The sequence below is a fragment of the Nonomuraea guangzhouensis genome (assembly GCF_019396345.1).
GTDB lineage: Bacteria > Actinomycetota > Actinomycetes > Streptosporangiales > Streptosporangiaceae > Nonomuraea > Nonomuraea guangzhouensis.
On record NZ_JAHKRM010000007.1, the window covers coordinates 170,218 to 184,776 of the forward strand.

Consider the following 14,559-nt stretch of genomic DNA (forward strand, 5'->3'; position numbering starts at 1 on the left):
GCTGGTGGATGGGTGGATCGTGGCTCGAATGGGTCGGCCGGGAGCGGCGGAGCGACCAGCAAGGCCGCCACGATCCAAACGACGGCAAAGGGCGCGGCGGCCAGTGTCTAGATCAGGAACAAGCCGAGGTCGTGAGTCTTCACCGCCACCAGAACGACGAGCAGAACGAGCATCGCACCCATCGCGGGAAGATGGTATTTGCGCGGCAGATACGCCAGAGCGAGCGCAATCGCGCCACCCACGATGAGTCCGCCGAGATGTCCCTCCCAGGAGCTGAACCCGGCCGAGACCACCAGCCAGATCAGGAAGAACATCATGAGGCGGCCACCCCCGAGCGGGTCGTGGCGCAGTCGCCGGCTGAAGACGAAGTACGCCGCTCCCAACCCGAAGATCGCTCCTGAAGCACCGACGGCGGCCGTGTCGGGGGAGATGAGGTACTCGAAGACCGAGCTGCCCACGGCCGCCAGCAGGTAGAGCCCGACGAAGCGCAGCCTGCCCAGCATCTCCTCGACCGCCCGGCCCAGGGTCCACAGCCAGTACAGGTTGAAGACGATGTGCAGGATGCCGAAACCGCCCTCAGTGGGCCGCAGGTGCAGGAAATTGGCCGTGAGGAGCCGGTACCACTCGCCGGCGGCCACACCGACGAGCTCCATGCCGGTGTCGCCCTCGTACACGTAGTACTGTCCGTCTGTGTCCAGCAGTCCGATGCCCAGGCCGTCCAGCCGGTCCACGATCGAGGGCATGGCGATCTCCCCGGCGTAGGCCAGGACGATGATGGCAATCAGAGCATAGGTGACCACTGGAACGGCGGACACTTTGCCGCCGAAGACGGTCCTGGCCTGCCGTACTGACTTGTTGCCCTCACGTACGCATTCGACGCATTGATGGCCCACGGCCGCGTCCCGCATGCAGTCGGGGCAAATGTAGCGGTCGCAGCGGGTGCAGCGGACGTAGGTTTCGCTCTTGGGGTGCCTGTAGCAGGTCGGCACCTCGGCAATCTGCTCTTCCACGTCACTCCACACCTTCGGGGGTTCCAGCGGAGAGCAAGAATAGCGAATTGCCAGCATGCGGGAGCTTTTGTGATCAAACCGATTTGATCCGCCATATACCGTGTGGTTTGTAGGAGATTGTTATTTATCCTCAAGATTGTTGGCCTGTCGTGCAATGCGGCGCGGATTTCGGCGTCGGCGGACAGTATCGATGGAGACGCCGGCGTTGATGAGTTTGGTGGCGTGGGCGTGGCGTAGCTGGTGGATGTCGATCTCGACGCGTGCGGCGGCGCAGTAGGTCTGTCAGCGGTGGTGGGCGGCGTCGTAGGACAGCGGCCCGGTGGTGCGGCCGGCGCGAGCCGTTCGGGGTCTTCGTTCGTGTGGAGGACGGAGACGACGGCTTCGAGGGTCTCGTGCAGAACATTCGCCGAGGAGGCGCCCTAAGGAGTCTCGAGCCGTCAGCCTTCGTCCGCAGCGACCGGGCAACGTATTGAACGGACGTCGTTGACTTCGAGCACGCTCTAAATCGTAGCGTTGAGGCATGACAGCAACGCTGATCACTGGAGCTAACAAGGGTCTCGGCTTCGAGACCGCCCGCCGGCTCATTGCCGCGGGCCACACCGTCTACATCGGCTCCCGGGACGCCGAACGCGGGCGCCGGGCCGCCGACCAACTGGGCGGGCGGGCAGTCCAGCTCGATGTCACCGACGACGCGTCCGTGCGGGCCGCGGTGAAGGCCGTCGAGGCAGGCGGAGGGCTGGACGTGCTGATCAACAACGCCGGCATCCAAGAAGAGATGAGTGAGGGCAACGTGGTGATCGGCGCCGCGGACGTGACCGCCGACCTGATGCGGCGCACGTTCGAGACGAATGTCTTCGGCACGGTGCGCGTCCTCCACGCGTTTCTCCCGCTGCTGCAGCGTTCCGCCGCCCCGGTCGTGGTCAACGTCAGCAGCGGCCTGGCGTCGCTGACCCGGGTCACCACCCCGGACACCCCGGCGTACGCCTACCCGGGCGTCGCCTACCCGGCGTCCAAGACCGCGGTCAACATGATCACCGTGCAGTACGCCAAGGCGTTCCCGAACCTGCGGATCAACGCGGTGGAGCCTGGCTTCACCAAGACCGACCTGAACGGGAACACCGGTATCCAGACTGTTGAGCAGGGCGCCGAAATCATCGTGCACATGGCGCAGGTGGGCTCTGATGGCCCCACTGGAGGCTACTTCGACGCGGAAGGCGCCCTTCCCTGGTGACCGGCTCCACCACGCCTGGCCCACCAAGGTCGAAGAGCTGCACTCTAGAATCGTGTTCTAATATCGGTCAAGATGTCGATGAACACATCAGGCGACTGGAGAGTGGAGATCATCGATGGCTCGACTGCTGCGCCGCTTCGCCGAGACCCGGCCGGACGAACTCGCGCTGGCCGACGATGAGGGCACCACCACGTGGCGCGAGCTGAACGAGCGAGTCGACCGGCTTTGCGGTGCGCTCCTCGGTTCGGGGCTCGCCGCGGGTGATGTCATCGCCGTCCACGCGGCCAACCGCCGCGAGTACTTCGAAGTCATGGCGGCCGCCGGCCACATCGGCCTGCGCTACGTCCTCGTCAACTGGCACTGGACCGCCCAGGAGCTCCGGTACGTACTCCAGGACGCGGGTGTGCGGGCCCTTTTCTCCGAGCCGGCCTTCGCCGCGCAGGCGAGCGAGGCCCTCGTCGGGCTCGACCTGCCCACGCGGGTGGCGTTCGGTACGGGCATCCCAGGGTTTGTCCCGTATGCGGAGTTCGTGGCCGCCGCCTCGCCGGACGAGCCGGCGGTACAGGTCATGGGCACCCCGATGTTCTACACCTCCGGGACCACCGGCCGTCCGAAAGGCGTCAACCGCAAGCTGTTCACCGTGGGAGCGCCCGTTGACCACCTCGCGCTGCTCGCCGAGGGTTTCGCCGCGACCTTCGCCATCCCGGACCACGGCCGGACGCTCCTGGTCGGCCCGGTCTACCACTCGGCCCAGTGGGCGTTCTCCTTCACGCTGTTCCTGAGCGGCCGGTCCGTCGTCATGCGGCGCGCGTTCGACCCCGCCCAGACCCTGCACCTGATCGATCAACACGCGATCACCAACGTCCATCTGGTGCCCACCCAGTTCGTCCGCCTGCTGCGCCTGGACGCCGCGACCAGGCAGTCCTTCTCCGGGACCAGCCTCGCCGCGGTCTGGCACGGCGCCGCCCCCTGCTCGCCGCAGGTCAAACGCGAGATGATCGACTGGCTGGGACCGGTCGTCCACGAGTACTACGGCTCGACCGAAGCGTCCATCAACACGATCATCACCGCGGACCAGTGGCTGGCCAAGCCGGGCAGCGTCGGACGCGCGCTCGGCACGACCGAGATCCACATCTTGCGTTCCGACGGCACCGTCGCCAAGCCGGGGGAGCAGGGCGAGATCTGGTTCCGCTACACCAGCGGCGACGACGTCGAGTACTGGGGCGACCCGGACAAGACCGCCGCGATCCACCGTACCGACGGCCGGTTCACGACCGGAGACATCGGCTACTTCGACGAGGACGGTTACCTGTTCCTGTGTGACCGGGCCATCGACATGATCATCAGCGGTGGCGTGAACATCTACCCGGCCGAGATCGAGAACGCCCTGATCACTCATCCCGCCGTCCGGGACGTCGCGGTGTTCGGCGTACCCGACGACGAGTACGGCGAGCAGGTCAAGGCCGTCGTCCAACTGGCGGAAGACGCCCATGCGACCGACGACCTGGCCGGCGCGTTGATGGCCCACTGCCGTGACTCCCTGGCCGGGTACAAGGTGCCTCGCTCGATCGACTTCGTCCCCGAACTGCCGCGTACCCCGACCGGCAAGCTGTACAAGCGGCTGCTGCGCGACCCCTACTGGCAGGCCGGCTCCCGCCGGATCTGACCCCTGATGAGAGGTGCCGTGACCGACGCATCATCGTTTCTGAGAACGTTCGACCTGGAGCAGCTGGACGGCGACCTGTTCGTGGCCTCAGCCGGCGGACCCGGCTGGGGACGGACCTTCGGCGGGCAGGTGGCGGCCCAGGCCCTGCGCGCCGCGGGCCTCACCGTCAGCGGCCCGAGACGCGTACATTCCCTGCATTCCTACTTCATCCGCCCCGCCCGGCCGGAAGAGCCGTTGCACTTCCACGTGACCAGGAATCGGGACGGACGCTCGTTCTCCACCCGCTCGGTGGCGGCCGTCCAGGAGGGTAAGCCGATCTTCGAAATGATCGCCTCCTTCCACGATCCCGAACCCGGAGAGGACTGGCAGGCGGCCGGCCCGCTGTCCGTACCCCCGCCGGAGGGGCTGGCGTCTCTCCAGTTCTCCAGGATGTTCGGGGATGACGGGCCGTTCGACATCCGTCCCGTCGTCGCACCCGGCCCCGGGGGATTCCCGATCCTTCACCCGTTCTGGATCCGGCTGACCCCGCCGGTCGGCAGCGATCCCGATCTGCACGCATGCCTGCTCACCTACCTGTCGGACATCGCCGTCGTCGGCGCCGCCCGATCTCCGCACGCGCAGGGGCCTTACAGTCTGCAGGTGAGCCTCGACCACGCGATCTGGTTTCACCGCCGGCCCCGCGTCGACCAGTGGCTCCTCTACTCCATGAGCGCTGTCGCCCATGTCGGCACCCGTGGGCTGGCCCAGGGCTCGATCCGCGCCGCCGACGGGGCACTGATCGCCTCGGTGACCCAGGAAGCCCTGCTCCGGTAATCGCTACCCTGCTCGGATGAACGTGGAGTTCAGCGGGCTGATGTGGTTCTGGAGAGGTCCGGCGCCGTGGCACTTCATCACCGTTCCGGAAGAGGAGTGCGGTGAGCTGGCGGCGACTTCCGCGTTCGTGACCTACGGCTGGGGCATGATTCCGGTCACGGCGCGGATCGGGGAGACCGGTTGGCAGACGTCGCTGTTCCCGAAGGGTGGGCGCTACATCGACAGCGGGGTGGAGCGGCCAATCCTGCAGGTGCGGCTCGGCGGGAGGCCTGGTCAGGCGATCTCGATGTAGTCCAGTTCGGCCCAGCGTGTCTGGTGCTGAAAGCGCAGGGTGTTCCAGCCGGCGGTCAGCGTGAGCTGGGCCGGGACCTGCGTCCAGTTGTCCCAGCCGCGGTTGGGATAGTTCAGCGTGAACTGTGTCGTCCCGTTCACCGTCACCAGGTGTTGCGCGTCGCCGTACCCGGCGGCGTAGGACACGTGAGCGGTGTATGCCCCCGCGACCGGCGCGAACACCTGGACGTCGACCCAGCTGTCCGCGTAGTCGATCTTGGCGGCGACGGCTCCCTGGGACGCGCCCGCCGCGCCGGTGCGGACCTCGGCGTGGTTGAGGGTGCCGCGCTCGGCCTCGTAGCGGACCCGGCTGCCGCGGACGACCGGGTAGTCGTCGGCCCAGCCCAGCTCCGCGGTGTACATGTGGCGCGCGTTGTTCACCCAGCCGTGGAAGAAGACGCGGTCGCCGAGCACGTCGGTCCCGCCGGGGCCCTGGACGGCTCCGTCGAAGGTGGCGGTCGTCATCAGCGGCCGGTACGCCTTGGTGTAGGGGCCGGTGAGCGACGAGGACACGGCGTAGCTGGTGAAGTAGTTGTTGCCGGCGTAGGAGCCGGCGGAGTAGAAGAGCACGTACTGGGAGGACCGCTTGACGAGCACCGGAGCCTCGATCACGCCGGCCTCGTCGGGCCGGTCGTTGCGGATGAGCTCGGTGCGGCCGCCGGTGAAGGTGACGCCGTCCGCGCCGACCTGCTGCAGCCAGAGGATGGCGGGCCGGCCGACGGCGTTGCCGTCGTTCTTGTAGACCAGGTATCTCTTGCCATCGGTGTCGACGAAGCTGGAGGGATCGATGTCGCCGCCCTCGCCCGCATTGCAGACGAGCGGTCCGTTGCCGGCGGGCTGGAAGGGGCCGAGCGGGTTCGCCGAGGTCGCGGCGCCGATGCACATGCGCCCGGCAGCGGTGCTGGGGCCGGTGAAGTACATCAGGTAGCGGCCGTCGGGGAGGCGCGAAACATCGGGTGCCCAGAAGCCGCCGTCGCCCGCCCAGGACGGCTTGGCAGGCAGCGCGTCCGCGTGTACGGTCCACGGGCCGGTGGCGGACGGCGCGCTGGCGACCGGGATGCGCCCCGCCCAACTGCTGGTGGAGTAGGCGTAGAAGGTGGAGCCGACCTGGATGACGTCCGGATCGGGGAAGTCGGCGCTGATCACGGCCGCCGGGGCCACGGCGGCTCCTGCGGGTTCGGCCGATGTCGCACCGGCTGCCGATAACCAGACCGCGGTGGCGGTGAACATCAGGGAGAGACGGCCGAGCAGCCGCATGAGGGCCTCCGATCATCGGTAATCACGGGTACAGGAGATTCCGGGGCGGCGGGCAGGGGCGATCTCAGGACAGTGTGACCGAACCGTCCTCGTGTACGGTCCAGGCCGGGTTGTGGGCCACCTCCCATGGATGGCCGTCGGGGTCGACGAACACGCCTGAGTAGCCACCCCAGAACATTTTCCCGCCCGGCCGCGTGATCGTTCCTCCAGCCGCCTTCGCGGCGGCGAGGATCTCGTCCACCTCTTCCGGTGAGTCGACGTTGTACCCGAGCGTCACGCCGCCCCAGCCGCCCCCGTCGACGACACCGCCATCAGCCGCAAGCTTTGCGCGATTCCATAGAGAGACGATCGTATCCCCGGCCTGGAAGAATCTGATCTGGTCGTCTTCAGTATCGATGCTGACGTCAACGTGCCATCCCATCGACTGATAGAAGGCCGTGGCCCGCACGACATCGGCAACGCCGAGAGTAATGACGCTCATCCGCTGTTTCATCGACGATCTCCTTGATCATCATGGGATGGGACGGCCTCAGGTCGTGTCGAGCACCAGACGGCCGCGCACGTGTCCGGTCTCCCCGATCATGTGCGCGGCGGAGACCTCGTTCAGTGGGAACACGTTCTCAACGGCGATGCGCAGGTGCCCCACGGCCATCAGCGCGGCGAGGTCGGCGAGGGCGGCGCCGTCAGGTGCGACGTAGACGAACCCGACCCGCAGCCCCCTGGCCCGCACGGCCTCCGTCAGTTGCGCGCTGGCGCCCTTGAGCGTGACCAGAATGCCGCCCGGACGCAGCACGTCAAGTAGTCGCAGCGCCTCCTGGCCGCCTCTGGGGTCGACGGCCATGTCGATGTCGCGGGCGACCTTCTCCACCGGCGACGTCGAGTAGTCGATGACCTCGTGGGCGCCGAGTCCTTCGACGAAGGCACGATTGCCGGCGGAGGCGGTGCCGATGACCTCGGCTCCGGCATTCACCGCCAACTGCACCGCGACATGGCCCACGCCGCCGGCGGCTCCATGGATCAGAACCCGCTGGCCAGGGGAGAGCCTGCCGACGTCGAACAACGCCTGCCATGCGGTCAGCGCGGGCATCGGCGCGCCCGCCGCGCTGTGATGAGGGATGCCATCGGGCTTGACGGCCAGCGAGTCCGCGGGTGCTGTCACGTGGTCGGCGTATCCGCCCGCGAGATCGGGGAAGTACGGCATGCCGAACACCTGGTCTCCGGTCTTCAGCGTGGTGACGCCAGGGCCGATCTGAGAGACCGTGCCAGAGATGTCCCAGCCCAGTACAGCCGGGAAGCTGCTCAACGACAGGCCGCGGCCCGCGCGGGTCAGCCAGTCGATCGCGTTGATCCCGGCGGCGTGCACACGTACCTGGACCTCACCGTAACCGGGCTCCGGCAGCGGGACCCGGCCGATCCTCAGCACCTCCGGCGGCCCATAACCGTCGATCAGAACGCCGCGCGTCGTGTTCATCACCACCTCGATCTGGCCGCTCACTGCTGGACCTTCAGGTAACGGCGGTGCTGATAGCGGAAGAACACCGTCAAGCTGGTGGCCGCGGCGAAGAGCCCGACGGCCAGAGCAGCCGGCAAGTGATGATCCGTCACAACGTAGTAGGTCAACAAGGCCAGGCACACCCCTGCCAAAACGCCGTTGATGATGGCGATCATGCTCGCAGCAGTGAAGAGCCCTGCCATTGGACCCCCTTGGACCGCCAGTGAGCCAAGCGCATCATCGGTCTCCCCTTCGCCCGCGCCCCATCGGGCGAAGTAGCGCGCCGCCTCGGGGTCGAGCGTGCGGTAGTAGCCCCGGATGCGAGAAATACTGCTCAGATACAACACGTTCTGCACCCCAGTGCCGACAAGCCGGACCATGGTGAACACACCCAGCACGAAAACCGTCGGCAACGCGGCAGCGGCGAACGGTAGCAACAGGCCGGGCGTCTGTGAGGCGAACCCCAGCGCGATCAGACTGCTGGACAACGCCGACAGGTACAGCGACGAACGCCCGAGCGCTTCGCTGACCGTCGTGCCGGCCGCCGATTGCAGTACGAAATGCTCCGTCACGATCGCTGACATGAGCGCTGCCGACGGTCCCGCCTCACGGCTCTCCGCCTCCATGGCCACTCCATTCACCCCATAGAACGCCGACCCGCCGACACTTTACCGACGTTTGGCGGACATCTGCACCGCCTCCCCAGCGCCGCAAGACCCTGCATGCGAAACGGAATCGGGCTCCGCGCACGACGTGAAACTGGTCGTCATATGAGTCGCCGGATGCGCCCGGCGTAGCGGGCTTCGAGGATCCGGTTGTGGTCGTCGCCGCCGGTGATGTTGGCGGACAGGTAGATCGGGGCCTGCTCGCCGGCCTCGTCCAGGCGCCGGACCACCTCGGCCACGACCATCTGGGCGAGCAGGGCGGCGGAGATGGAGGAGATCGCGCAGACCGCGCCACCTGAGGGCAGCGGTAGCAGCGCGTCGCCGTGCGGGGCGCCGTTGTCCAGCACAACATCGGCGAAGTCGTGTAGCCGCAGGCCCGACGGGTGGCGGGAGGCGGTGTGCGCGGTGTGCTGGGCCGAGGTGACCGCGATCAGCTTGTGCCCGTGCTGCGTCACCAGCTGAGCCATCTCCACCACGCAGCCGTTCACGCCGGAGTTGGAGGCGATGACGAAGACGTCCTCCGGACGCGGCGCCGCCAGCCGGTAGAGCTGGTGTGCGACAGCCGGATCTCGTTCCAGGAAGGGATCGAACAGCGCCTCACGGGGGCTGTCGCCGAGGATCACCACGTCACGTAGCGCGATCTTGTTGGTCGGCACGAGTCCACCGGCCCGGCCGGCGATCTCCATCGCGAACCCCTCGGAGTGCCCGGTGCCGAAGGCCTGGACCACGCCACCTGCGCGGATTGACTTCGTGATGAGTTCGGCCGCGGTCTGAACCGTGAGTTGCTGCGTGGCAGCCACCCGGTCCAGGACGGTTCTGGCGGCCGAGAGATACGCCGCGGCAGTGGGACGGTTCTGCTCGAAGACCACGGACGCCCCCTTCGTGGATGATAATTTTTCGTCGTCTGCTGCGTCACTCTGAGGGCAGGTGACCTCGTTGTCAAGGAAATTGCCCGCCCAAACGGGAGAACGGGCTGTCATAGACGGTCTTGACATGAACGCTGGCGAAGAATAATTTCCTCACGAGTGAGGAGCAAGCATGTCGACTTACCAGCCGTCGAGCGGCATCATCGAGCGCATCCGTGGGCTGCTGCCCACGATGCCGGACGCGCAGCGGTCGCTGGCCGAGCTGGTGCTCGGTGATCCCGCGGCTGTGGCCCGGATGACCATCGTCGAGCTGGCGGAGCAGTGTGGGGTGTCCACCGGCACCATCACGAGGTTCTGCCGGGCATTGGGGATGAACGGATACGCGGCGCTGCGGATCGCGCTTGCTTCTGACAGCGGGCGGATCGGCGGGGGTACGTGGGCGGCGCATATCGGGACGGATGTGACCGAGGGCGACGATATCCGGCAGGTCGCCAACGTTATCTCCGCCAATATCGGGCACGTCGTGGCCGAGGCGATCGCCAATCTTGATCTGGCTGCGGTGGAGCGTGCGGCGAGTCTGCTGGCCGCGGCCCGTCGGGTGGTGGTCTTCGGGGTCGTCGGTAGTGCTACGACGGCGTTGGGGTTCCAGCAGTTGTTGTACCAGATCGGTGTGCCGGCCTGGGTGTACACCGATGCTCACATGGCGCTGACCGGCGCGGCCTTGATGACGCGCGGCGATGTGCTGGTCGCCGTCTCGCACAGCGGGCGGACACGCGAGGTCTGCGATCTTGTCGCCGAAGCTCGTTCGCACGGCGCGAGAACGATTGCCATCACCAACGATCTGGCCTCCCCGGTGGCCCGTCGAGCCGAACTCGCGCTGGCGACCGCGGTGTATGAGATGGGTGGCTCCAGCACCGAGAACATCCTCGCGCGCCACGCTCAACTGGCGGCCCTGGATGTGCTGTACATCGCCATCGCCCAGCGGACCTTCGAACAGACCAGGGAAGCGATAGCCGTCGCGACGGAAGCGGTGCGGCCCTACAAGATCGTCGATGCCGCGGGCGGCGTCGACAGCGCGGACGTCAGGCACACGTAGCCGGACCAGCGGCTGGGACGTGGCGCGTGCGAGGACACACCGAAAGGCTTTTACCTTCCGAAAAGGAGCACAGTCGTGCCACAAAGGAGAATGCCGCGCAGGCGGCGCACGGGATTACTGCCGTTATGGGTGGCGGTGCTCGTGCTGCTCGAGTTGACCGCCGTCGCCCCGGCCCACGCGGCGGCCGGGATGCGGATATGGATGGCCAGTGCGGCGGACCGGGTGTTTTCCACCTCGCAACCGGCATCGTCGGCACCGAGCTCGATCGACTTGTATGCGGCGCGAGGTGAGCAGGAGGCCGCCCAGATCGCGGTCCGGCCGTCCTCGGCCGAGGCGCTCACTGATGTGCGGGTGACCGCGAGTGCGCTCACCGGGCCGGACGGGGCGAGCATCCCGACGTCGAACATCCTGCTGCGGCGGGCGTACAACCATCTGGACATCGAGGTGATGCCAGGCGACCCCGAGCTGCCGCCGGGCGGGGGCAAGAGTTACTACGACGCCCTGGTAGAGAACGCCCCGCGTAACCTGCCCGGTGACGTCACCCAGCCGTACCACTACAGCGTCACCGTGCCGGTGGGACAGGCGCCCGGCGTCTATACCGGGACTGTGGTCGTGAGCACCAGTAATGCGGGTGAGGTGACGGTGAACGTGCGACTGGTGGTCTACAACGTGACCCTGCCGGAGCCGAACAAGTCCACGTTCAAGATGAACAACTGGTTCACCTCTGCGGGGTGGGACTACAACGGCACCGTCAAGTCGATCCCCCAGCAGTACGGCGTGGAGATGTACGACGACAACTGGTGGAAGGTGATCGAGAACATCGCCGTCAACCACAGACGGCACCGTAACAACGTCATCTACGCGGACTTCCAGGCGCTGCTGATCCCCAGCACCAAGGTAGGCCCCGGTGGCGAGCTGCAGTTCGGCTGGGCCACCTTCGACCGGTTCATCGAGACGTTTGTGAACGAGCGCGCCCTGCAGTACATCTACACGCCAACCCTGCTGGAGAATCCTGAGCCGGGTTCGTCGCGCGATGTCACGGCAGAGATCCTGCGCAACGTCAACGGTGTGGTCGAGCGCGTGTTGGTGACTCCGCAGAGCCCGGAGGCCAACACCTACTACGACCGGGTCTTCCCCGCCCTCAAGGCGCACCTGGACGCCAGGGGTTGGACCGACCAGTTCTACATGAGCGCGATGGACGAGCCCGAAACCAAGCAACACGTGGAGTCGGCGAACTGGTTGTACGGCAAGTATCGCAAGTACTTCCCGAACCCCCGGACCAACGAGGCACACGACAATGCCTTGGCTGAGCTCGACGGCAACCTCACCACGATCACCCCGGTGCTGGGCCACTACGAGCAGAACATGGGCTACTACCAGAATCTGCGAGCCAACGGCACCGAACTGTGGCTGTACAACTGCATCGTCCCCAAGGGCGAGCAGATGAACAGGTTCATCAGCTACCACCTGGCCAAGACCCGGCTCACACCGTGGCTGACCTGGAAGATCGGCGGCACCGGATACCTGCACTGGGGCTGGAACTTCTGGTACAACGGCAGCAGCGACCCTAAGACCCCTGCGACGAACACCTTCGACGCCCCGCAGAGCGGTGACAGCTGGCTGGTCCGGCCGAACAGAGCGAAGTATGACATCTACGACAGCCTGCGCAGCGAGACGCAACTGGACGGTCTTGAGGACTACGAGCTGCTGAACATGCTCGCCAAGACCAAGCCGCTGTTGGCTCGACTGGTCGCGTCGAGCGTGATCACGGACACGGTCACCTACACCCGTTCCGGGGCTGTGGTGGACGACCGCCACAAGATGCTGCTCGAACTCCTCGTGGACGGCGGCCCGGACCGGCGATTCCCCTACACCGACAACTTCAGTGCGGGCGACGCCAACTGGCAGCGTGGCAGGGGCTCATGGTCGGTGGCGTCGACCGGTGAGTACCTCCAGACCGACACGTCGGGCTGGGGCTTCACCTCGACACCGAGATCCAGCGCGTATGGCGACGTGGTCGCCTCCGTCGACTTGAAGATTGTCGGAGTCCACTCGACCGGCAACGTCAACTGGGCCGGGTTCATGATCCGCAGCTCCAACGCCACGGACATGGATACCGGCTACCTCGTGGCCCTGCGCAACAACGGCCAGGTTTTCATTTACCGCGCGGGAAAGGAACTGAGCCACGCGACGGCCGGAAACTACCAACCGGGGACGTACACCCGGCTGCGGGTCATGGCGTTCGGGAACAAACTCAGCGTCTTCGTCGGCAATGATCCGCAAGCTGTCCTCACCGTCACCGACGCCGCCTACCCCGCAGGGCATGTCGCCCTGGTGACCGGCGGGGCCAGTGTCCGATTCGACAATTTCACCGTCAACCCCGACAACAACATGGCCGACGGCAGGCCCGTTATGACGTCGAGCACCTACCCCGCCGACGGCTGGCATGAGATGGCGGCAGTGGACGGGATACAGTCCTCGACCCCCGGCTCGATGGGCTGGTCCAGCGCGGCCGGCACATCCGCCGACCGCACCGAGTGGGTGTCCGTGGACCTGCAGTCGAAGCGTTCACTCAGCCGGATCGATCTTTTCCCGCGCTCCGACGGCGCGAACACCGGCATGGGGTTCCCCGTCGATTTCACCGTGCAGGTGTCGGCTGACGGCAACTCCTGGAGCACTGTGGCGTCCCGCACGAATTATCCCCGCCCAGGCGCCGGCGCGCAGACATTGTCCTTCCCGACCGTGGACGCCCGTTACGTCAAGGTGACCGGGACAAAACTCAGCAGCGACCCGTTCGGTGCCTTTCACATGCAACTGGCGGAGATCGAGGCCTACGGCTGAGCCGCCAAGCGAGCCCTTCATGAAACCCGAAGCGATTCACCGATGAGCGGGGAGACGCATGAGCATGGTTCGAGCGTCGGCTGTTCGGCCGCGGCTGACAGGGCGGTGCGGCATGTCGTCTTTCCCGATCCAGGTAGCCGGCCGCAGGGGGTACGTGCATGAGGCCAGGAGTTGGTGACGTGGCCAAGGACTGCCCTTCTGCGGAGGAGCCGGGTCTCGGCGGGTTGTTGCGATCGTGGCGCGAGCGGGCGCTTCTGACCCAAGAGCAGCTGGCGGCGCGGGCGGGTCTGAATGTTCGGACCGTCCGCCGGTGGGAGACCGGCCGGCTGGAGCGCCCCCGCGGCACGTCGATGCGGTCGGTGGCCAAGGCGCTGGGCCTGGGTGATGCGGAGCTGTCGATGCTGGTTCGCGCCGCGATCACGGGGCCGGAGACCTCGCGCCCGATACGCACGACGCCGCGGCAGTTACCCGCCGATGTGGCGGCGTTCGTCGGCCGGGCGCGGGAACTGGCCGTTCTCGGCGAGATGGGCGAGGCCGATGGTACGGCCGCAGCGGTGATCATCGCCATTGATGGCATGGCGGGGGTGGGCAAGACCGCGCTGGCCGTACATGCCGCCCATCAACTGGTTTCTCGCTTTCCCGATGGGGATCTGTACGTCGACCTGCACGGTTACCCCCAAGGCATGGCCGCGGCTGACCCGGCCGACACGCTCGCCCGAGTCCTGGGTGTCCTGGGTGTGCCCGGTGAGTCGATTCCGCAGCACCTTGGTGAACGGGCGACGCTGTACCGCAGTGTGCTGGCCGACCGCAGGATGTTGATCGTTCTGGACAATGCCGCTGATGAGGAGCAGGTGCGGCCGCTGCTGCCGGGTGCGGCAGGCTGTCTGGTGCTCATCACCAGCCGACGGCGGCTGGTCGGCCTGGACGGCGTCCGTATGGTGTCGGTGGATGTGCTGCCGCTCACGGACGCGATCGGGCTGTTCTCAGGTACCGCTGGGGAAGGGCGGGTCGCGGGTGTCCCGCGGGAGGTGCTGGCCGAGGTGGTGCGGCGGTGCGGGCTGTTGCCGCTGGCGATCCGGCTGGCCGCGGCCCGGTTGAAGGCCCATCCGGCGTGGAGCGTGAGGTATCTGCTGGAGCGGCTGGAAGAGCACCAGCGACTGCAGGCCGGGGAGCGCGGTGTCACCGCCGCGCTGGACATGTCGTACGAGGAGCTCAGCGCCGATGAGCGGCGGGCCTATCGGGTGCTGGCACTGCCTACCGGGGTGGCGCGTTGACCCGGTTTCTGGACCACT

The 14,559-nt window shown here is 66.8% G+C and carries 13 protein-coding genes; 7 read left to right on the forward strand and 6 right to left on the reverse strand.

Translation table 11 applies throughout. The features are described 5' to 3' along the window. Positions 1 to 107 precede the first annotated feature (107 nt). Positions 108 to 1,010: a rhomboid family intramembrane serine protease gene (locus KME78_RS67170; protein WP_308126972.1), complete on the reverse strand. Its 903-nt coding sequence runs from the start codon at positions 1,008 to 1,010 to the stop codon at positions 108 to 110. A 520-nt stretch (positions 1,011 to 1,530) separates the two neighbouring features. Here KME78_RS67170 and KME78_RS15970 point away from each other — a divergent pair. The 4 genes from KME78_RS15970 to KME78_RS15985 all read left to right on the forward strand — a co-directional run bounded on the left by KME78_RS15970 (position 1,531) and on the right by KME78_RS15985 (position 5,012). Beyond that, positions 1,531 to 2,241: an SDR family NAD(P)-dependent oxidoreductase gene (locus KME78_RS15970; protein WP_219529671.1), complete on the forward strand. Its 711-nt coding sequence runs from the start codon at positions 1,531 to 1,533 to the stop codon at positions 2,239 to 2,241. A gap of 115 nt (positions 2,242 to 2,356) precedes the next feature. Beyond that, positions 2,357 to 3,907 (forward strand): AMP-binding protein, encoded by a 1,551-nt coding sequence (locus tag KME78_RS15975; protein WP_219529672.1) that lies wholly within the window; start codon positions 2,357 to 2,359, stop codon positions 3,905 to 3,907. An 18-nt stretch (positions 3,908 to 3,925) separates the two neighbouring features. Beyond that, positions 3,926 to 4,720, forward strand: coding sequence for an acyl-CoA thioesterase (locus tag KME78_RS15980; protein ID WP_219529673.1), 795 nt, complete (start codon positions 3,926 to 3,928; stop codon positions 4,718 to 4,720). A 16-nt stretch (positions 4,721 to 4,736) separates the two neighbouring features. Next, positions 4,737 to 5,012, forward strand: a complete 276-nt coding sequence (locus KME78_RS15985; RefSeq protein WP_219529674.1) for a DUF1905 domain-containing protein — start codon at positions 4,737 to 4,739, stop codon at positions 5,010 to 5,012. Here KME78_RS15985 and KME78_RS15990 read toward each other — a convergent pair. The 5 genes from KME78_RS15990 to KME78_RS16010 form a co-directional block, all read right to left on the reverse strand. After that, complete coding sequence (locus KME78_RS15990) at positions 4,994 to 6,307, reverse strand: family 43 glycosylhydrolase (RefSeq protein WP_219529675.1); 1,314 nt, start codon at positions 6,305 to 6,307, stop codon at positions 4,994 to 4,996. The genes KME78_RS15985 and KME78_RS15990 overlap by 19 nt on opposite strands. 64 nt (positions 6,308 to 6,371) lie before the next feature. After that, complete coding sequence (locus tag KME78_RS15995) at positions 6,372 to 6,800, reverse strand: VOC family protein (RefSeq protein ID WP_219529676.1); 429 nt, start codon at positions 6,798 to 6,800, stop codon at positions 6,372 to 6,374. A gap of 36 nt (positions 6,801 to 6,836) precedes the next feature. After that, positions 6,837 to 7,802, reverse strand: a complete 966-nt coding sequence (locus KME78_RS16000) for an NADP-dependent oxidoreductase (RefSeq protein WP_308126973.1) — start codon at positions 7,800 to 7,802, stop codon at positions 6,837 to 6,839. Beyond that, positions 7,799 to 8,425: a hypothetical protein gene (locus KME78_RS16005; RefSeq protein ID WP_219529677.1), complete on the reverse strand. Its 627-nt coding sequence runs from the start codon at positions 8,423 to 8,425 to the stop codon at positions 7,799 to 7,801. Before KME78_RS16005 ends, KME78_RS16000 begins: the two co-directional genes overlap by 4 nt. A gap of 140 nt (positions 8,426 to 8,565) precedes the next feature. Beyond that, entirely contained in the window at positions 8,566 to 9,333 is a 768-nt protein-coding gene (locus KME78_RS16010) for a sugar isomerase domain-containing protein (RefSeq protein WP_308126974.1), read from the reverse strand. 169 nt (positions 9,334 to 9,502) lie between these two features. Here KME78_RS16010 and KME78_RS16015 point away from each other — a divergent pair, with 169 nt between their 5' ends. The 3 genes from KME78_RS16015 to KME78_RS16025 all read left to right on the forward strand — a co-directional run bounded on the left by KME78_RS16015 (position 9,503) and on the right by KME78_RS16025 (position 14,541). Then, entirely contained in the window at positions 9,503 to 10,426 is a 924-nt protein-coding gene (locus tag KME78_RS16015) for a MurR/RpiR family transcriptional regulator (RefSeq protein ID WP_219529679.1), read from the forward strand. Positions 10,427 to 10,501: 75 nt separating this feature from the next. Next, positions 10,502 to 13,267 (forward strand): glycoside hydrolase domain-containing protein, encoded by a 2,766-nt coding sequence (locus KME78_RS67175; RefSeq protein WP_219529680.1) that lies wholly within the window; start codon positions 10,502 to 10,504, stop codon positions 13,265 to 13,267. Positions 13,268 to 13,425: 158 nt separating this feature from the next. Further along, a complete protein-coding gene (locus KME78_RS16025; RefSeq protein WP_219529681.1) occupies positions 13,426 to 14,541 on the forward strand; it encodes a helix-turn-helix domain-containing protein in 1,116 nt (371 codons plus the stop codon). Positions 14,542 to 14,559 lie beyond the last annotated feature (18 nt).